Source organism: Pseudoalteromonas sp. MMG006, assembly GCF_018101025.1.
Taxonomy (GTDB): domain Bacteria; phylum Pseudomonadota; class Gammaproteobacteria; order Enterobacterales; family Alteromonadaceae; genus Pseudoalteromonas.
The window spans coordinates 25,274-44,931 of record NZ_JAGJEJ010000018.1; the positions used below are offsets into that span (position 1 = coordinate 25,274).

Here is a 19,658-nt window from a genome sequence, read left to right on the forward strand (position 1 = left end):
TTGCCCTAAAATAGAGGCAATTCACACTTTGGATACATTTTATGTCTGTTACTATTTATCATAATCCTCGTTGTTCTAAATCACGCGAAACACTTGCCCTATTACAAAATAACAATGTAGAGCCAAATATTGTTGAGTATTTAAAAACACCTCTTACACATGAGCAAATTACAACCCTTGTAAGCCAGCTTGGTTTTGATTCCGTTCGTAAGCTTATGCGCACTAAAGAAGACGCTTATAAGGCGCTTAACTTAAAAGAAGAAAACAGCGAGCAAGCTTTAACCGATGCCATGGTACAAAATCCAAAGCTAATTGAGCGCCCTATTGTAGTTAATAACAATAAAGCAGCTATTGGTCGCCCACCAGAAAATGTATTAAGCGTTTTATAATGAGCGAAACCATTGTGGTGCTTTACCACTCAAGCCATGGCTCTGTAGAGGCTATGGCTCACGAAATAGCTGAGTCCATTGAGCAACAAGGCGCAACGGCCTTACTACGTACTTTTGTTGCTAAAAATCCGCACGACATTGTTATTTCAAAAGATGAACTAATAAATTGCGACGGCCTTGCTTTTGGTACGCCCACACGATTTGGCATGATGGCCTCCCAGGCTAAAAGCTTTTGGGAAACCACCAGTGATCTATGGCTAAAAGGGCAACTAATAGACAAGCCTGCTTGTGTGTTTTCGTCATCAAGCAGTATGCATGGCGGCAATGAAGCCACACTACTTAACTTGTCTTTACCACTTTTACACCACGGTATGATGCTACTTGGCGTACCCTACGATGTACCCGAATTATTAGCTACTCAAACAGGTGGAACCCCTTATGGTGCAACGCATGTAGCCGGAAGCGCCAATAGCACACAGTTAAGTAAAGACGAAATTAAAATATGCCAAAGCGTTGGTAAACGCCTTACTCACATTGCGAGAAAACTAAAATGAACACCGCTGACACTCCAGCTAAAAAGCCAATAACTATAAAATTTCAGCGCGCCGCACTATTTGGTTATGTAGGCTTATTGATTTTACTTCCAGTGTGGATGTATTGCATTCCGCCTTTAAATGGCAATGCGAGTTTAGCGTCAATATTTGCGCCTATCATCCCGTTGTTACTGCCACTAAGAGGCATAATTAAAGACAACACCTACACCTATGCGTGGGCAAACTTTATTGTGATGCTTTACTTCATTCACGGGTTAACCATGCTTTGGGCAGCGCCTGATGAGCTTATATGGGTGTTATTAGAGCTTATATTCGCATCGTCTATGTTTATTGGCTGTACATACTATGCAAGGCATCGCGGGCAAGAGCAGGGTTTAAAAATTCGTAAACTTAAAGAAGAGCTTGCTGAAGAAAAAGCCGCAAACGAGCACGGTAAATAACGCTTAAATATTATACCAACTCCATTAAGTGTGTGTTCTAAATTTCACGCCGAAAAAACAATTCAGTTTTAGGCGTAAATTGATGTAAATGGTTGTTCCCTTTACGAAAATTACAACAAAGAAATGAGTTGTTTTAGCAAGTAAAATAGATCAGCTATTTATTAGGGTTGGTATTAATACCCTATAAGGTATCACGCTACATAAATTAAAAAACGCGCTTAAATTGCTTTAAGCGCGTTTTTATTAACTATTTAAAGGTGACTAAACCAGCTCACTTAACGCAGCAAGGGCCACTATACTCGCAAGCCCAATTTGAGCCACCAAGCTTAATAACGAAAAGCCTCTTAATACAAACAGCCCCCAAGGGTGTTTGATGTGCGGGTATAACGCGCAGCGCTTTAAACTGGCCGCAAAGAAAAAACAAATCACAGCTACCATGGTTAAACCAAGTGTTAATTCACTTTTAATCGTAGCAGCTTCATCAAAAAAGAAAAACAACTGTAATGGGAATAATAACGTCACCACAGCGTGCAACACGTGAACTTTTTTGATTCGGTCAAACTGCCCTTCTGGCGATAGCTCTTTAATACCAAAATCGCGCTCTAAACATTTAACTAGATTATTAGCCTTAATACTTACCGCGAGTCTGTAACAGCTTAAACCTTCATTATTACGTGCTCTGAAATCGTATCCGGCTTTAATTAATAGCACCATCAACGACTCATTTTTAGCAATCACAGCATAATGTAATGCGGTATTACCTAAGTTATCGACTGCTTTTTTATCTTGCTTTGCAAGCAGGGTTTCTACTACGTTTACAAAGCCTTTTTCAGCAGCCCACATAAAAGCTGTTTTATTGTTTTCATCAGCCAGTACACCTGTTGCACCTTGCTCAATAAAGCGCATAGCCATAGTTTGTTTAGCTGTTTTTTTACGTAAATGAGTAAGTAAGGCTTTTTCAAGTAGCACAACCGAATCAACGTCCGGCGACACTTGAGTCAGTAAAGTGAAGTAATCTTTACCAGATGCCACCTTTTCACTAGCAAGCTCAGACAGTTTATCTAGATCAGCAATTGATTCTGGAATAAAGGCGCTTAAGCGCTCTCTAAAATCAACTTCTTTCCAAAGAGCTAAAGCATCCTCTGCAGAGAGTTTACTTTTATGATTTAACACATGCTCAATAAGCGTGAAATAGCGTTTACTAAATAATAAATCCACTAAAGAAAGTGGTGTATTAATGGCGCTTTGCGCAGCAACACTTGCGTACTTTTCAAGACGCTGAAATAACATAAGCGCTAAGCTTTCTGGGGTGTATTCATTATCGTAATAATGGGTTTTTACCGCACCAATATAAGCTTGAGCGTCTTCATCATATTCGCAAATATGTTGAAAATAACATTCTTCAAATGGTTCCAGCGGGGTTAACCATGCCAGGTAATAAATAGGCGGCAACACGGTAGTGCAAACACCATCGTCTTCATTTGTAGAACGACAAGCAGGCCAAGCTTCCAAAGCATCTAAAATAAAGGCACCGTTTTGTTCTACAAGTCCTTTAATAAGTAATGGGTATTCCTTTGGCCAAATCAGTACATTTTCCATTAAAACAACACAACTCCAGTGTGGCTTGGGGGTGGTAAGTTATATCAGTTTTTAGCTGACACCACGCTTAATCAAAGTCTCGATATTCTAGCACACCTTTATTTAGCTGCGAGCCTAAAGTTGCTCAATAACATCAATCCTTTACTTACAAATATAAAAACGGCCAAGTACATAAGTAATTGGTCGTTTTTAAGGTTGGAGTTGGACTTAATCAGAGCCAGACAAACAAATTATTTGCTTTGTAATTCGCTAATAACTTGCTCCAAACCTACTTCAGAAATACGTTGGATGATCTCTTTTTGTTTAGCGCTTAATAACGAAATGCCTTCAGCAACAATGTCGTATACTTTCCATTCGTTATTCTTACCTAAGCGAAGTTTAAAACTTAAATCAATAGTGGGTGCATTTGGCTCAATAATTTGTGTATTTACCGTTGCATATTCAGAGTCACTTTTAGCATTGTTACGCTCAAATACCACCTTTTGCCCTGTATATTTCATTAATGCACCGGCATACGTACCTGTTAAATAATGATCAACGGCATCAATAAAACGCACTGCTTGTTCGCGCTCTATACCTTTAATGTGCTTGCCAAGTAATTTAAACGACACAAATTTAACATCAATATGCGGCATTAAGCGCTCTTCAACAACTTTAGACATTGCGGCTTTGCTCGCGTTACCTTGCGCATTTACTTTACCAATGTCTGCAAATAACGAATTTGCAACCGACTCAAGAAGTCGATCTGGTGCTTCTTGTGGGTTTGCAAAAGCCAAACTGCTAATAAACGCTGTCGCTATAAGTAAAAGCTTGATTAATTTCATGAGTGTTATGTCTGTGTGATTAAGATGGCTGTAATTTACGTGATCTACCCCAGTAAAAAAAGCATTAAATAGGCAACTTATTAATGCCAAATTAGCACCAATAAAATAAAAACATATAATTCAGTGTGTTAACACAAAGCGGTTAACAGCTCATATACAACCGGCATTTTGTCCTCATTGAAATAGTAAACAGGTCGCCCTTATTATTTATTTTATATTCTAAAACAGACAGTTGGCACCTATGAAAACGTCACTTAAAACACTTTATATTTCTTTTATATTAGTAGTATCGCTATTTGCAAAGAGTGCATCTGCTCAATCAGCACATGGCTATGCGGTTGATTTTCTCAAAGGAGAAGGTAACGTAAATGGCGTTAAACTAGCCTACCAATACCATGCCCCTAGTATGCAAAACCTAGTAGGTGACGCACGGTTTTATTTTGAAACGAGTATAAACATGTGGCAATACCGCCACGGCGATAAGTCACAGTCTAATGTTGTGCTAGCTATGTCACCAGTGCTGCAGTTTCCGGCGTTTAGCTTTAACAACACCCCATTTTATGTTGAAGCAGGTATTGGTGTATCACTTATTGATGAAACTGAATTTGCGGGTAAAAATATTAGCACCCATTACCAGTTTGAAGACCGTTTAGGGCTTGTCGCCGATTTCGGTAAAACTAATGTCGCACTGAGAGTTATTCATTACTCAAATGCTGGTTTTAAAGAGCCAAATCCAGGCCTTAACTTTTTAACGCTTTCGGTAGCTAGGCGCTTTTAATCCTTTAGCTAATGCACTACCTGTGTTTTTATAATACGGGGCGTATATACATACTATAAAAATTACAGTCATAAAAAAGCCCTGTAAATCAGGGCTCTTTTAATATTGTACTTGCTTGTTGCCTTGGCACTAGCCCACTAGCCAATGAGCCATTAAAGCAATGACAGGCAGCGTAATAAGCGTTCGCAAAATAAATATAACGAACAGCTCAAAAATATTTACCGGTATTTTACTACCTAAAATAAGCGCACCTACCTCAGACATATAAATAAGCTGAGTTACACTCATAGCAGCAATAATAAAGCGCGTTACGTCACTTTCAATGGTGCCCGCCGCTAATATTGACGGTATAAACATATCAGCAAAGCCAACCATAATAGTTTGCGATGCAGCAGCGGCTTCGGGTACTTGTAGTAGCTCTAAAAATGGCACAAACGGCATACCCAAATACTGAAATATAGGCGTATGCTCAGCAATAATTAACGCAAATGTACCAACAGCCATGACGACTGGCAATACACCAAATACCATATCAAGTGCATTATGCACGCCCTCTTTCACAGTGCCTTTAACGCCTGTTGAGTTATCTGCTTTGGCAAGCGCTACATCAAGAGAGTGACCAAATAAGGTTTTATTATTAGGGATAGTTTCTGCATCTCTATTTGGCTCGCTGCCATCTATAAGTACATCTTTTTTAAAGCAAAGAGGCGGTAAACGCGGCACAATAATAGCGGCCACAATACCTGCTAAACATACCGTGGCATAAAACGGCGCAAATAAGTACTCAAGCTTTACTTGCCCTAGTACCACTAAACTAAACGTAATTGATACCGCTGAAAACGTAGTACCTATAATTGCGGCTTCACGTTGCGTGTAGTGTTTTTGATCGTACTGTCTAGCCGTCATCAAAATGCCCACACTGCCATCACCTAACCACGATGCAGTGCAATCAACAGCACTTCGCCCTGGTACGCCAAATACGGGTCGCATCACTTTAGTCATCAAAGTACCAGCAAGCTCTAATAAGCCAAAGTTAATTAATAATGGTAATAATAACCCCGCTAAAATAAACACCGAAAACAACACAGGGAGTAAATCGTTTAATACAAGCGCACCTGTATTAGCAGAAGTAATCATTTCGCTACCCACGCTTAAGTGAGTCATTAAAACAAATGCCATACCAAATAAACGCACTGCCAGCCACATCCAGCTCACATCAAACAAGTGTTTTAATAAGGGCGAGTTACAAATTGCGGCAGGCTTAAACGCTTTAGTAATTACAGAAATAACCCCTGTAATACAAATAATTAGAGTAATAATAGCTTGAGCAGAACCAAACATCATGGTTTGCACAGCTTTAGCCATCACGGCAATAGGAATGGTCATTCCCTGAGAGGTAGAAATCGGTGTCATAAATAAAAACACACCAATTAACGACGGTACTAAAAAAGTAAACCAAGTGCGCCACGTGTAATGTGAACGATGAGGTAACTGAGACATATTTTTTAACCTATAAAAACTACAAAAAGAGCTGAGCGCTCTTTTTGTAGTAAAAATTTATTATTATTTAAATTTTAATACCGCGTTGAATAAGTGCAGCTTCTAGCGCTTGTTGTAAACCGTTCATTGTACCTGGCTCAAGCGTTTCCCCCTTGTCATCCATCCACGTTAAGCTAGTACCTCCCTCTTTAGTTTTACTTACTAAAATTTGGTACTGACCTTCATCTATAGGTAACTGAGCAACTTCGTCGCCCCAAATAGAATCCCATACACTGCTTTCTGGCGCATTATAATCGGCGGTGATTAAACCCGTTTCTTGGTTAATTTCAACAATTGTGAACGATAAACGCTCTAAAAACCCTGAAAATCTGTCAAACACTGCATCGTACGATTGCTCAGTAACAAGTGCTGCATTACCTTTGTTATCAAAGCCCATTTCTAGAGAAATAATACCTTGGCGTTGACGCATATCAACTTCAAGTTGGCGGTAGCGGTAGTCAAACTCACTCACTACTTGGTTAAGTGCACGTACTTCTAACTGCTGTTTTAATAAATCAGTTAACGTGTTATCACCTTTAAAGTCTATAAGCTCTACACGTAAAGAGGCAGTACGTTGGTGCGATTTTTCTTCAATAGTAAATCTGAATTTTTCTAAATCATCATTTACTTCATCGCCCCACCACCAAAAGCTCTCTTCGGTTTTTATAATTGAGTACCAATCGGTTTCAATTGTGCCTAATAGTTTGTCTTCTTTTGTAGCCGCTGCATTATTCTCAGCAAGTACTGATTTAATTGTATCCCAAAGAAATTCGTCTAAATCAACAATGCCGTCGTTTTTATCAAAGTAAATACGCGCCTGTTTATCACCTTCTTCAACCCAGCTACCTTTAGCGATAGTAAGCACTTGTGCTGGTGGGCGATAATTTGTTGCTTCTGGATTGTTGTCGTATTGACCTACATCCATTTTATAAACTGGGTCTTGAGCTGGTTGAGATAACGACTCAGGTGCTTTTACTGGCTCATGAGTACGGTAATTACGCTCATTATGTGCTTCATTAATAAATACACTACACCCTGATAAACTTACCAATACACTTACTGCAAGCGCTTTTGGGATCCAATACTGCACAGATATTTCTCCTTAGCATACCCTTTAATTGTTTTAACAAGTATATGAGTGGGTGATGCTGATTTGGTTCAGTGTAAAATCAATATTAACTTTACATTTATTATTTGGCTGCCTAATTGCAATAAAGTTCAGCACTTTGAATTAGAAAAAATCTAAGCGCAATTAAGCAAATTTTAGCTATGGTACTTTCCCATGCCAGTAAAAACAAGAAACACCGCACTTTAAAAGCGCTTAATTAGCCCGCATTGTAGTTTAGAGCACTTTTTGTGTTAAACTTCGCCGCCGTGCAACGTATTGTATGTGCATCGGGCTATATCAACTCGGTTGTTATATTTCAAAAAACGTAGGTATTAAACTTCATGACTGCATTTTCAAATCATCAAATTGTTTTAACCGCTATTGGCGAAGATAGGCCGGGAATTGTAAGTGAACTTACGCAACTTGTAAGTGATTGTCATTGCAACATAGTAGATAGCCGAATAGCCATTTTAGGCAGCGAGTTTACCTTTACCATGCTGCTAAGCGGCGACATGTCGGCCATTAGCCGCATAGAGCACACCTTACCAACTAAAGGCATGGAACTGGGCCTACTGACCATGATGAAGCGCAGCACGACTCGCCACACCGAAAGTGAATTTTGCGCCGGTTACACGCTCGAATATACAGGGATAGACACCCCTGGTACATTGAGTAAAGTAACGCGCTACTTTGCCGACAACAACATTAGCATTTGCTCTTTAAAGTCAGATACATACGATGAAGAAGTAGATACTAAAATGCGCTGTGAAATTGAATTTAATATTCCGGTTGATGTAGACATTGACCAATTTAAAATTAGTTTTGAAAACCTTTCTCACACACTTAACGTAGATTATATTTTTAAACGTATTCGCTAAGGAGCAAAGCATGAACAAAATTAGCCCACTACAAGCCGGTGATACCGCACCCGCTTTTAGCCTACAAAACCAAAACGACGAAACAGTCACATTAAGCGAGCTGCTAAAAGAGCAACAGGTACTTGTGTACTTTTACCCAAAAGCATCAACACCGGGTTGTACGGTTCAAGCCGAAAACTTACGTGACCAACAAGCAGAGCTTGCTAAATTTAACACCCGCGTTGTAGGTATTAGCCCAGATCCAATTAAGCGCCTTAAAAACTTTGAAACTAAAAAAGAGCTTAATTTTGATTTACTAGCCGATGAAGATCACGCCATTGCAGAAGCTTTTGGCGTATGGGGCTACAAAAAGTTCATGGGTAAAGAGTACGATGGTATTCACCGCCTAACGTTTTTAGTAGGCCAAGACGGTAAAATTAAACACTTATTTGATAAGTTTAAAACCAAAGATCATCATCAAGTGGTGTTGGATTACTTAGCGGCTGAATAAGCTCATAGCAGAATAAGCTAGTGGTTGGGTAAATTAGCTACCAGCTATTAGACAAACACAGAAAAGCGTTGCTCAAGAGCAACGCTTTTTTATGCCTATACATTTGCGCTTTATTTCTAGCTATAAGCTCCCAACTAACAATTGTTATAATTGCGGGAGAAATTGATAAAAAAGTAATTAAATAGATAAAGTTATTACTGGGGAGTCTGGTATTCAGGGTTATTTATAAAGCCACTTGGTATATATTAAGTTGTTGTCGTGTATTATCAACCGCTACAAAGTTTGGAATAGTATCAACTAAACTTGCACCTGATTTTAAAGCAATTTTAATGCTAGCTACATTTTGTTCTAAGCATCTAAACTCAATGACTTTAGCGCTTGTATTTTTGAGTATGCTTGGCACTCTTGCGATTACTTGACCGATAATACCATTGCCTTGTACATCACTAGTTAACCAGTAACCAAGTTCCGCTATATTCAAATCAGGACAAATAAACTTAACTGCAAAAACACCACTCAGATTATCTTTATAATAAATTTTAAACCACCGCGAACCATTAAGCCCGCTGTTTACTCTGTCGAGTATGTACTTTTTAGCTGATTCAATATTGTTTACCCCTTCTACCCAAGGCAAAAATTCACCTAAACTTGCCCGACTTAAATTAACAGTCTTTAAAATGCCCGCAGCATCGCCTTCCACTAAAGGAGCCAGTTTAATGTGTTCTGCAATTTGGATATGCAAGTGTTCTTCCTTGTGAGTATTAATTTTATAGTTATAAGTTTAAAACTAAAGATCACCATTAAATAACCTTAAACTTATTTAACGGCTGAATAACATTTGAAATATTAAAAATATACAGAAAAGTATTATTCTAAGGCAACGTTTTTTATGGTGATTATTAAATGCTATGGTTAAATCAAAGTATGATCAAGGGGTAAATGAGCGAATAATAATTTGATGTATGAAGTCAAGATTTGGCCCTTTAGCTTTTAATATTTGACCCTTTGGCTTTTTATACCCTCGGGAGCTGAGCCGTATACCGTTATTTGAACCAACAAATTAATTCTAATATCTCCTATACAGAACTACATGGTAAACAATTTAAATAAGTTCAGTTAAACAAATGTTTATATTGAATATTTTAATATGTGCGGCAGTGTTCCATATTTGAAGTGCAAGTGGTAGTGTTATGAAAATGTTAACTTTAAATGTAGCCAGGCTGTTCTCAGAGTTTAATATTGACCATTTTGCTCATTAAACCAACGAAGTAACCTTGCAAAAAACTATCTCACAGTCAGCGCCGCTGCGTTATTACGATGTTTAAATTTTAAAATATTTTCACCCTTGTTAAGGAAACAAAACGTGACTTCGAGCCCTTTAACTAAATTACCATTATTACTGTTTTTATTTATTCTTTGTTGTCATGCGGGGAGTTCTGTAGCAGAAACTGTTGGCCCTGATACTCAAGGTTATCTCAGTGAACCTAGATTCACCTTGAGTGCGCAAGCCTGCATTGAATCCTTGTCAGAACAAGCGCTGAGTATTGATGACGGGTTTGAGGTTAATACACTGGTTTCAAGTGAGCTTAGTTGCTCACAGTCAAGTGATGGCAAAAATCTTATATATAATATTAGCTGGCGCGGTAACGATTTTAATCATGATGGAGACAAAGATACCTTAACCTTCGATGTCAGAGTTGAAGCTTTTTCGGGCTCTACATTCATTTATAGTGAATCAACAGGTGAATCATCAGTCACTGCATTAGGAAGTTCATCAACCGTTAGTTATTGGGCTGATGCAGATAAAAGTGTTTGGGATATTGATGGTGACAGTGGTGATGGGATTAGCGAAGGGCAGAGTTTGCGCTTTAGCGTAGAAAACATTGACGTATCACTTAGCGATTACCGAGTGTTATTTAACGGCTTTTCAAAGATTAATGTGATGGAAACTAACGCCGGTTATGGTCATAACCATATTAGAGGATTTGGAACCGAGCTAGATTCTGGCACTTTTGATGGTTCCCAAACATTTACACTTGACGCTGTAGATAGTTTTACTATTACTGGTGCGGGTGATAGATATGCAGGGCGCGTATGGGGAATAAGTGACATTCAGTTCTCTTTCTCTATTGAAAATCCCAATGTGCCATCAATGAATAGTACACAATGGTTGGCTGGATCTTGGGGAATAACGTATCCAGTGTTTGGTGGTGAGAGACTTGATAGTGAAGTGGCTAATAATTATAACTACAGAGCTGGCGCGCAAGAAATTGTGGATGAATTACCGACAGTCGGGCATATCATTTCAAATTTATCGTATTTTGCCCATTCTCATTATTTTACGTTAAGACAAAATAGTAATGTGGATATTGCAAATGAAATTCATGAAACCTTAGTACCTACTCTCCAAAATGAACAGATTATTCTCGACGTATTACAGACATTTAAAAATGCAGATAAAAAAGTAATTCTATATATATCAACAAACTATGTTGGTAATGCAAGTGATGAAGTTAAAGCAGCATGGCAGTCATATTATACAACTGAGTTCGCTGGCAATGAATATTTGGCTTATGAAAATCTTATACAAGGATTTGTTGAACGTTTTAAAGATCTAGCAGATGGTTACTGGTTAGATACAACCTCAAATATTAACGACGATGGAAAACTACAAGATTTCATTAATATGATTAAAAGGACTGATCCCAGCTCTATTGTAACGGCCAACCAAGGAAAAAACTATTTTAAACAAAATGGTAGTCCGATTTTGGTGGATTCTGACGGACTCGATGACAATAACGATACAGAATATAAAGTTATTTTGCATGAGCCCTTAAATACATATCAAGACTTTACCCACGGACATGTTACTCCTATTGCTACAGGCGCGCCGGTTAATTCATGGGCATACGAAGAATACACATTACCAGATATGATTAACAAACCTTGGACAAGTTATAGTGGTAAAAAAGTTCTTAAACACGCTTGGTTTCCAGTCAGAGAAAGATGGCACGTACCTACACTACCTTTAGTATTTGATGTTGAACAAGCTTATCGTTTTGTAAAAAGTATTACCGATACTGATGCCTCAATTACCTTTGCTACGACAACAGCATATGCAGTTAAGCCGAATCCTGGATACTTGATGGAAGATGAAATGGATATAATGAAAGTGATTAATGCCCGGTTATTGATGGAGCCAGCGCCAGAGTTTGAAGAATATATAAGGCCAGAAGGAGCCTCATTAGATATTGTTGAATAACATAACAACTTGGACATCCATTCTTACTTATAAACAAATTTAATCTCACGAGGAACTATCGGGGTCAGGTATTATTTTTTGCCAACTAATTACATAAAGACAAAATGCAAAACCTGGCCCTATTCACCACACAAGCTGGCGATACTGCACTTGCTTTAACCTACAAATCCAAAACGACGAAACAGTAACATTAAGTGAGCTGTTAAAAGAGCAACAAGTGCTTGTGTACTTTTACCCTAAAGCGTCAACACCGGGTTGTACGGTACAAGCCGAAAACCTACGCGATGAGCAAGCACAGCTTGCTAAATTTAACACCCGGGTTGTAGGTATTAGCCCAGACCCAATTAAGCGCCTTAAAAACTTCGAAACTAAAAAAGAGCTTAATTTTGACCTGTTAGCCGATAAAGACCACGCCATTGCAGAAGCATTTGGTGTATGGGGCTACAAAAAGTTCATGGGTAAAGAGTACGATGGTATTCACCGCCTAACGTTTTTAGTAGGCCAAGACGGTAAAATTAAACACTTATTTGATAAGTTTAAAACCAAAGGTCATCATCAAGTGGTTTTGGATTACTTAGCGGCAGAGTAAGGTTGTGGTTGGGTAAGTTAGCTACCAGCTATTAGACAAATACAGAAAAGCGTTGCTCAAGAGCAACGCTTTTTTATGCTAGTTATTAAATATTTTGGTTAAGTGAAAGCATGATTGAGGGATAAGTAGGTAGGCAATGATTTTGATGTATGGAGTCAAGATTTGACCCCTTTAGTTTCTTGAGATCAGCCGTTTGTCATTAGGGCAGCACGTCGACTTAAGGTTTAGTACATTTAAAAATGCAGATACATTAATAATTGATGGTACAGTTGAAAACATTTCTGCAGATAGACTTGAAAATGAGAGAGCTGAGCGGCAATACTATTTAGTCAGAATATCAGTAAAACCAGAAAGCCAACATTTATTAACGAAAAATGGTCTTAAGCTACTTCCAGGTATGCCTGCCGAGGTTCATATTAAAACAGGAACGCAAACCTTAATGGCTTATTTACTACAGCCTATGAAAAAAATGTTCGCTAGATCAATGGTTGAGCAATAGCTCATGCCTTTCTCTAAAGCGGTTAAATCTTGCCGCTAATTTAGGAAATTTTATTTCTCTACTCTAATTAAAGCTACTATGTTAAACATGTGAATTTATAACTCAACCATTTGAATAATGTGAATTTCTCCTGTTTGGCCCACTTTTTGCTAAATTTAATTAAGCTATTAGTAAGCTACTCATCGCACCTCTAATAGGCTTTAAGTGGACATACATTAAAGGATAAGACTATGCAAATCACTTCCCCTAATAACAGTGCTTTCAACCAATATATTCCTCAAAAAAGTGAAGGAACTACCCTAAATAAGAATGAATCTAACGGCCCAAATTTAAAAAACTCAACAAACATTATTTATAAAATTACAGAGCAAAATATTCATAAATCATCTAGCAGTGAAGAATTAATCTCTAAAACTGACTTTCGAGCTTTAAGTAACTCTATAGAAAACCTTGAAAAGCTCTACAAAGAAAAAGGGAGTAACGCGGATGTCGCTGCGATAGTCGAAGTAGATGGCCAAGTTATGGGTTACTTAAATCACGATGGCTCATTTTCTGGAAGGAGCGGGATAGAAACTATCCTCTCAGAGTCTAAAGGCGATCCACAATCCTTAAAGCGTTTAGTTGAGGAAAAGTATCCTAGTAATGGTAGTGTTGAAGTATTTTCACTAGGAAAAGGGCCTACGAATGCAGAAGTTTTTGAGCTATACAATAATAAATCTTATAAATCTTTTGTATCTAACGAAATTAATACTCTTAAGGATGCTCAAGCATCAGAACAGCAGAGTATAGATAATTCCATGCGTCGTAAGTTGTTCTTTGAAGAAGCCCCTCAAACTTCCGTTTTTAAAATTGGGGATGATGTTGTGGGAAGTATGGATGAGTCAGGTTTCTTGGACATAGGTCAAAGATTATTGAAAGTGGCTGATGAGCGAAATATTAGTAGAGATCAATTAAAGCCCTTATACACCCTAAACTTTGAACATACCTCCGCTGATTATAAAGGAATGCTTACAAATATTTTTGGTTCTGACGTTAAGGTAGAAAACTTTGAAGCATTAGGGGCGCCTACACGCTCAGAGGTAAGAACAATGACAAACCCTTAGCTTTCTTTTAAAAGCCAGAGGGGTCAAATCTTGACTTCATACATCATAATTAGTTAGCTGTTTATATTCACCGAAACTCAAATATATTACTGCGTCGGATGGCGCTTCGCTTATCCGACCTACGTTTTCAAAAAATACGGGATTATTGGGGGTGTGGGTTTTGGAAGTTCGTTGGGTTTCGTTTCACTCAACCCAACCTACGAATTAACGCCGAGCAGCTTATCGCTATTCACTTACAGCTGCTCTTGCGCTTTAACTAATTCCTAAATATTTATGTACTTGTATTGATAAGCGCCAGTTTTTGGCAATACAGGTGTCGATTGCGAGTTTAGTTGCTGATACTTTTTGGCTAATTGGCTGTAAGTAAACAAGCTTTGGATTAACACCTGTTTTAGCAAATAACGCTTCTAGCTCTTCTACGTGCTTTTGCATAGCAACGGGGTGTTTTATCTCGTCTGCACGTTTCATTGCGCTGGTAAGTACTTCATAACCGCCGCGCATATTGATTTTTGGTGATACCGTGACCCAGGTTTGCTCAGGGGCGAGTATTTCAAACGTGCCGCTGGTTTCTATTTGTGTGCTAAAACCGTGTTCGTGTAATAAATTACATACAGGGTTTAAATCGAACATGCATGGCTCGCCACCGGTAATTACAACATGCTTTGCGGTATAACCACGTGATTTAAATAGTTCGAGCACTTGCTCTGCGCTGGCATCGGCCCAGTGATCTGAGTCGGCCTTTTTTTCTACGGTTTCATCAAGAGATACTTTATATACGTTGTCTACATCCCAGGTTTGTTTAGTATCACACCAAGAGCAACCTACAGGGCAGCCTTGCAGGCGCAAAAATATTGAGGGTGTGCCAGTAAAACTTGCTTCACCTTGGATGGTTTCAAACACTTCATTAATTTTGTACAAAAGAGATCTCACTTACTACCTAGTAGCAAAATTGCTACTATTAAAGACGAAAAAGCGCTGTGCAAAAATTGTTATTTAAGCTGCGGCCGTGTAGTATATCGCGCCCTGATATAAACCTCTATTAAAACTAAGAGCAAAACAGATATGACGCAAAAAGTAGTTGTTATTTATTCCGGCGGTATGGACTCATTTACCGTATTAAATAAAGCCCTGCAACAAGGCCATGATGTATATGCCCTCTCATTTGACTATGGTCAGCGTCATGTAAAAGAGCTTAAAGTGGCTGCACAAGTATGTGAAAAGCTTAACGTTCCGCATAAAATTGTGGATATTTCGGCAATTAACCAACTTATCGGTGGCTCATCACTTACGGACGATATTGAAGTCCCTGAAGGCCATTACGAAGAAGAGAGTATGAAGAGCACGATTGTGCCAAATCGTAATATGATTTTGCTCTCACTTGCAGTTGGTTACGCGGTATCACTTAAAGCAAGTCAGGTTTATTATGGTGCTCATTCTGGTGATCATGCTATTTACCCCGATTGCCGTCCTGAATTTGTGCAAAAAATGGATGATGTATGTCGTATTGCAAACTACGATGCAGTGGAAATTTTTAGCCCGTACTTAAATAATACCAAAATTGATATTTTAACTGACGGTATAAAAATGGGCTTAGACTACAGCCAAACATGGACCTGTTACAACGGCCGTGAAAAAGCCTGTGGTAAATGTGGCGCTTGCCAAGAACGTTTAGAAGCTTTTAAACTGAATAACGTTACCGACCCACTTGAATACGAATAACGCTAATTTATTAACACTTTAGCGCTAAACGAAAAAAGGCTATCATCACGATAGCCTTTTTTGTTATTGCTGAAAGTTAAAGCCAACGTTTAACCTTGTTTTTATATTCAGTAAATTCTTCACCAAATAATTTAGTAAGCGCTCGCTCCTCGGGAATTATTTGAAAAAGCGTTAAATACACAACAAAGCCAATAATACATAAAAGCGCCCATAGCGAACTCAGCCATATACCCCACCCTGCTAAAATAAACGCAAAGCCAACATACATAGGGTTGCGTGAAATTTTATAAATACCACTGGTTACGAGTTTTGATGCTTGCTCAGGCTTATTGGGGTTTACCGTCGTGCGCGCAAGTTTAATACTCACCACCCCTGCAATACAAAAAACACAGCCAATGATTACCAGACTTGCTGCTAAATAGGTAATAAACGCAGTAAAATCAATAACACTATAGTGCGCAATTAACGCCATAATACCTGCAAAAAATAGCACAACAATAACCGGAGGGATTTTATTATTTAACATAGCAACTCACTGTATTATTTATAAAAATGTAATTAACCTTAACGCTGGTTAAGAGGTTTTCAGTGAAAACAAGGCGAATCGACGCGTCAATAACTAGCCTGCTGCAAGTAAACTCAATGCAATTAACGCTCAAAATAGCTGCTAGAAATAGATTTATTATTCACCGTTCAAGTTAATTACTTTAATGGTGACTCTTTAACCATTTAACCATTTAACCATTTAACCATTTAACCATTTAACCATTTAACAACACCTTAAGTGTATAAATGATGAACATGTAGTGATACGCTCAGACAAATAAAGTTACAATTGTCAGGTTTAACCACTCTAAAATGCGATTATACTTTGACACAAATAAAGCGATGAATATAAAAGGAAGTGGTTATGTCAGGCACTACAATGATAGTACTTATTGTGCTTATTTCGGTTGGCTCTGGGGTTATTTACGATATGTATAAAAAACATTTAGAATTTAAGCATAAAATGCAAAATAACAATCAAGACGCAAACAAACAGCTTGCCGAAGTAAGCGCACAAGTGGTTGCTTTAAAAGAGCGTGTGCAAACGCTTGAGGCCATAGTGACAGACTCAAGCTACACCACTAAAGAAGAGATTAACCGCCTTTAAAAACTATATAAATGGGCGTTTTCTGGCTGCTTTATTCCGTGAGCAGCTAAAAAGCCATCTATAGCTTGCCCGCAGCCCTGTGGCGCACGAGAGCTATCTATTTCAAAGTTTAACTGATTAGCATGTTGCTTACCCATCGAACACAGTGCAACAGTCTTTGGCGAGCGCATAGCAATACTAAGCTCCCCTATTTGCTCAACATTTACATGTTTGCTAAATCGTGCGAATCCTTTGTACTTAAATTGCTCGTTTACGTATTCATTGCTTGTCGCAACAAGGGCTGCAATAAACCCATGTAAAAAGCTATTAGTTGACGAGTCAGGCGTTAAAAACGAAATCGTTTTATTATTAAATTCGCTTAATTGGCAGTCGTTACATAACAGTTCAACGGTGTATAAGTGTTGCCCTGTTATTTGCTGATGACCTTGTAATGTAACGTTTGTACCTGCAAACACAATACGATTTAGTAACTCATTAATTGATGTGTTTGAACAGCTTCCTTTAACTAACTCTGGATTTTGCGCCATAACAGGTAAGTCGTGATGATTATTAAATGGTGTACTCGTTGCATCGTATTGCGTTAACTGAAAAAGCTCTCTTACTTCGTGCTCACGCGCTATTTTAAGCGCTAAAAAAGCGGTTTGAATAAGCTCAGAAGTAGGTAAATTTTCTTCAACAAGCCAGCGCCTACCAAATAATAGTTTTTTAGATTTACTATCGCCTGGGTAGCTACTTGTTTTGTAATTGTCAGGGCTTAGCACTGCTACTTGTAAATAAATCTGTTCATCTTTTTGTGCAGCAAGCACTCTAAAGTGAGCCGAAAAATCAATGCTTTCGAGTACTTCGTTAACGCTTTTAAGCGTATGCTTGTAGCGTAAAAAATGCTGGGGCACTACCCAATTACTATTAGCTAATTGCACTAAAGGAGCATATGAAATAGGTTGCTCGTAACTGTGTTGCCATTTTTGCTCATCACTGAGTAAGTGATTCATGTGACTCTTTTTATCTGACATAAATAAACCAAATAAACTCGCGCATTGCGATATAAACTATGAACATATTACGTCGTCAATGTCGTAATTAGATCACATATACGCCCCACTTTAAGGCTTTTTTAACTATCACTGAGCCCTTGATAGTCTGTTATAACTTTTTGATAATAAACCGCATCTTTATTAAGCATTTTATTATAATGATTTATTAGCTGCTGTTTATACGCTTTGTGCTGTGCATGATTAAGTTGCCACATGCTTTGCCCTGTATTGCTAATTTCGTTATGGCTATTAACGCTAACTTCAACAACCTCGTAAAAGCGCTTATTATCGTAAACTATTTGCTCACTTATAAGGCCAAATCCAAGTGCTTTTAAACCCACTCGCAACTTATAAGTGTGATGCACAGGGCATAAAATAAAGCGCACATGCTCAAGATTATTTAACGCATTATTAGCAATAATTTGTTGCATTAAACGTAATAACAACTCACCGCCAACACCTGCTATTACAACTACTTGGCTTTTATTTTTGGCAATTTCAATTTTGCCTACATCCTGACATAAGACCTGCCACTGCGGTTTTTTATCACAGGTTTTTTGTAATTTATTAATAGATGATAATTGCGCACTTAAATCGTCCATTACAGTGGCGACTATATCAACAAATATGACTTGTTTTGCCGCTGCACGTTTTAATAACGCCATCCCTAAATAACCATGATCGCAGCAACAATCCCAAATAATATCGTGATGCTGCGAAATTAGTGTATCAATCGCTGTTAGGCGTTTGCTGAGCTTCATTTAATCAGCTGATTGTGACGATTTGTATATCAGTGCTTTTAAGCTTTTGTTGCTATCAACTTCAATAAAGCGTGCTGTGGGGGCAAGGCGCTCTACAAACTCTAATGCGCCTTGAGTGTGCTCATTTATTAATACTTTAAAGTCTTCTTCACTAAGCTCTGGGCTGTTAGCGCATAATAAAAGTTGAGTTGTATCGCTAAGTAGCTCAGGCAATCTGCGCAACACTTTTTGATAATCTTTGGTGAGAATAAAGCTGCCTTTTTGAAAGCTTGGCGGATCAACAATAATTAAATCAAACGGGGCTGCTTTTTTTAATTTACCAAAAGATTTTAAAATATCATGAGGTAAAAAACTAACGCCGCGCTCAAAACCATTTAACTGATGGTTTTGCTTACCGACTTTAAGTACACCTTTACTCATATCCATGTTCATCACATGATCTGCCCCGCCTTGCATAGCCGCAAGCGAAAACCCACATGTATACGAAAACAAATTAAGTACTTTTGCATGCTTACTATTAGCAGCAACAAACTCCCGGCCGCTGCGCATGTCAGGAAATATCCCGGTATTTTGACGGCTTTGTAAATCTACTAAAAACTTAATGCCGTTTTCAGTTACAACGTGTTGATTAGGCAATTGCCCATAAACCACCGTATTTTGGCTTTGCACACCAGCACGCTGTTGATATACAAGCGATGTAATAAATTCAGGTTGATGCTGCTGTGCCCAATCCCACAGCGTGCTAGTGAGCTCGTTTAACGTTTGTTCATCAATTTCGTCGTACGATACTAAAAATAAACTAGGCGGGTAAAAGTCTAAATTAATATGGCTTAGCGCTTCTACGCTGTGCCCTCGCCCGTGAAAAACACGACACAGTTCGTTGTTTACAATAGGCGCATCTTCAAGCGCTGTGATAAGGGGAGTAAAGTTTGCTGTCAT

21 protein-coding genes and 1 pseudogene are annotated in these 19,658 nt (G+C 38.4%); 12 read left to right on the plus strand and 10 right to left on the minus strand.

The genetic code is table 11. From position 1 onward, the window contains the following. Positions 1–41: 41 nt before the first annotated feature. Genes arsC through J8L73_RS15365 form a run of 3 tightly spaced genes read left to right on the plus strand, consistent with a single transcriptional unit; the run spans position 42 to position 1,383 of the window. Positions 42–389, plus strand: coding sequence for an arsenate reductase (glutaredoxin) (arsC, locus tag J8L73_RS15355; RefSeq protein ID WP_211001659.1), 348 nt, complete (start codon positions 42–44; stop codon positions 387–389). After that, positions 389–943 (plus strand): NAD(P)H:quinone oxidoreductase, encoded by a 555-nt coding sequence (wrbA, locus tag J8L73_RS15360; RefSeq protein WP_211018373.1) that lies wholly within the window; start codon positions 389–391, stop codon positions 941–943. Before arsC ends, wrbA begins: the two co-directional genes overlap by 1 nt. Continuing rightward, a complete protein-coding gene (locus J8L73_RS15365; RefSeq protein WP_211018375.1) occupies positions 940–1,383 on the plus strand; it encodes a DUF2069 domain-containing protein in 444 nt (147 codons plus the stop codon). Before wrbA ends, J8L73_RS15365 begins: the two co-directional genes overlap by 4 nt. A 261-nt stretch (positions 1,384–1,644) precedes the next feature. Here J8L73_RS15365 and J8L73_RS15370 read toward each other — a convergent pair whose 3' ends face one another. Together J8L73_RS15370 and J8L73_RS15375 are read right to left on the minus strand one after the other, a co-directional pair. Further along, positions 1,645–2,982: an ankyrin repeat domain-containing protein gene (locus tag J8L73_RS15370; protein WP_211001656.1), complete on the minus strand. Its 1,338-nt coding sequence runs from the start codon at positions 2,980–2,982 to the stop codon at positions 1,645–1,647. A gap of 230 nt (positions 2,983–3,212) precedes the next feature. Beyond that, positions 3,213–3,806, minus strand: a complete 594-nt coding sequence (locus J8L73_RS15375; RefSeq protein ID WP_211018377.1) for an ABC transporter substrate-binding protein — start codon at positions 3,804–3,806, stop codon at positions 3,213–3,215. 241 nt (positions 3,807–4,047) lie between these two features. Between J8L73_RS15375 and J8L73_RS15380 the strand changes: the two genes are divergently transcribed. Continuing rightward, complete coding sequence (locus J8L73_RS15380) at positions 4,048–4,584, plus strand: acyloxyacyl hydrolase (protein ID WP_211001654.1); 537 nt, start codon at positions 4,048–4,050, stop codon at positions 4,582–4,584. 129 nt (positions 4,585–4,713) lie between these two features. On the opposite strand, the gene J8L73_RS15385 is transcribed toward J8L73_RS15380, so the two are convergent. Both J8L73_RS15385 and bamC read right to left on the minus strand, forming a co-directional pair. After that, positions 4,714–6,084, minus strand: coding sequence for a YjiH family protein (locus J8L73_RS15385; RefSeq protein ID WP_211018378.1), 1,371 nt, complete (start codon positions 6,082–6,084; stop codon positions 4,714–4,716). A 67-nt stretch (positions 6,085–6,151) separates the two neighbouring features. Then, the gene (bamC, locus tag J8L73_RS15390) at positions 6,152–7,213 is read right to left on the minus strand and encodes an outer membrane protein assembly factor BamC (protein WP_211018380.1); all 1,062 of its coding nucleotides are present in this window, start codon (positions 7,211–7,213) and stop codon (positions 6,152–6,154) included. A 359-nt stretch (positions 7,214–7,572) separates the two neighbouring features. Here bamC and J8L73_RS15395 point away from each other — a divergent pair, with 359 nt between their 5' ends. Both J8L73_RS15395 and bcp (J8L73_RS15400) read left to right on the plus strand, forming a co-directional pair. Continuing rightward, positions 7,573–8,109, plus strand: a complete 537-nt coding sequence (locus J8L73_RS15395; RefSeq protein ID WP_058548128.1) for an ACT domain-containing protein — start codon at positions 7,573–7,575, stop codon at positions 8,107–8,109. A 10-nt stretch (positions 8,110–8,119) separates the two neighbouring features. Further along, on the plus strand, positions 8,120–8,599 hold the full coding sequence (bcp, locus tag J8L73_RS15400) for a thioredoxin-dependent thiol peroxidase (protein WP_058548127.1): 480 nt from the start codon (positions 8,120–8,122) through the stop codon (positions 8,597–8,599). Between the two features lie 223 nt (positions 8,600–8,822). Here bcp (J8L73_RS15400) and J8L73_RS15405 read toward each other — a convergent pair whose 3' ends face one another. Beyond that, a complete protein-coding gene (locus J8L73_RS15405; protein ID WP_211018382.1) occupies positions 8,823–9,341 on the minus strand; it encodes a GNAT family N-acetyltransferase in 519 nt (172 codons plus the stop codon). Positions 9,342–9,962: 621 nt separating this feature from the next. Here J8L73_RS15405 and J8L73_RS15410 point away from each other — a divergent pair. From J8L73_RS15410 to J8L73_RS15425, 4 genes and pseudogenes are all read left to right on the plus strand, one after another. Next, positions 9,963–11,861, plus strand: coding sequence for a hypothetical protein (locus J8L73_RS15410; RefSeq protein ID WP_211018383.1), 1,899 nt, complete (start codon positions 9,963–9,965; stop codon positions 11,859–11,861). A 104-nt stretch (positions 11,862–11,965) separates the two neighbouring features. After that, positions 11,966–12,450 (plus strand): annotated as a pseudogene (gene bcp / locus J8L73_RS15415) (thioredoxin-dependent thiol peroxidase). Between the two features lie 193 nt (positions 12,451–12,643). After that, entirely contained in the window at positions 12,644–12,949 is a 306-nt protein-coding gene (locus tag J8L73_RS15420; RefSeq protein WP_211018385.1) for a hypothetical protein, read from the plus strand. Positions 12,950–13,179: 230 nt separating this feature from the next. After that, entirely contained in the window at positions 13,180–14,052 is an 873-nt protein-coding gene (locus J8L73_RS15425; RefSeq protein ID WP_211018387.1) for a hypothetical protein, read from the plus strand. A 252-nt stretch (positions 14,053–14,304) separates the two neighbouring features. On the opposite strand, the gene queE is transcribed toward J8L73_RS15425, so the two are convergent. Beyond that, positions 14,305–14,970 (minus strand): 7-carboxy-7-deazaguanine synthase QueE, encoded by a 666-nt coding sequence (queE, locus tag J8L73_RS15430; RefSeq protein ID WP_211018438.1) that lies wholly within the window; start codon positions 14,968–14,970, stop codon positions 14,305–14,307. 144 nt (positions 14,971–15,114) lie between these two features. Here queE and queC point away from each other — a divergent pair, with 144 nt between their 5' ends. Beyond that, positions 15,115–15,771 (plus strand): 7-cyano-7-deazaguanine synthase QueC, encoded by a 657-nt coding sequence (queC, locus tag J8L73_RS15435; RefSeq protein WP_058548123.1) that lies wholly within the window; start codon positions 15,115–15,117, stop codon positions 15,769–15,771. Positions 15,772–15,847: 76 nt separating this feature from the next. Here the strand turns inward: queC and J8L73_RS15440 are convergent, their stop codons facing one another. After that, the gene (locus tag J8L73_RS15440; protein ID WP_211001646.1) at positions 15,848–16,297 is read right to left on the minus strand and encodes an isoprenylcysteine carboxylmethyltransferase family protein; all 450 of its coding nucleotides are present in this window, start codon (positions 16,295–16,297) and stop codon (positions 15,848–15,850) included. Positions 16,298–16,681: 384 nt separating this feature from the next. Here J8L73_RS15440 and J8L73_RS15445 point away from each other — a divergent pair, with 384 nt between their 5' ends. Then, on the plus strand, positions 16,682–16,924 hold the full coding sequence (locus J8L73_RS15445) for a hypothetical protein (RefSeq protein ID WP_211001645.1): 243 nt from the start codon (positions 16,682–16,684) through the stop codon (positions 16,922–16,924). Here the strand turns inward: J8L73_RS15445 and J8L73_RS15450 are convergent. The 3 genes from J8L73_RS15450 to J8L73_RS15460 all read right to left on the minus strand — a co-directional run bounded on the left by J8L73_RS15450 (position 16,921) and on the right by J8L73_RS15460 (position 19,658). Beyond that, complete coding sequence (locus J8L73_RS15450) at positions 16,921–17,937, minus strand: hypothetical protein (RefSeq protein ID WP_211018389.1); 1,017 nt, start codon at positions 17,935–17,937, stop codon at positions 16,921–16,923. The two genes, J8L73_RS15445 and J8L73_RS15450, sit on opposite strands and share 4 nt — an antisense overlap. Before the next feature lie 101 nt (positions 17,938–18,038). Continuing rightward, positions 18,039–18,719: a tRNA (adenine(22)-N(1))-methyltransferase TrmK gene (locus tag J8L73_RS15455; RefSeq protein WP_211018391.1), complete on the minus strand. Its 681-nt coding sequence runs from the start codon at positions 18,717–18,719 to the stop codon at positions 18,039–18,041. Next, a complete protein-coding gene (locus J8L73_RS15460) occupies positions 18,720–19,658 on the minus strand; it encodes a class I SAM-dependent methyltransferase (RefSeq protein ID WP_211018392.1) in 939 nt (312 codons plus the stop codon). It lies immediately after the preceding gene.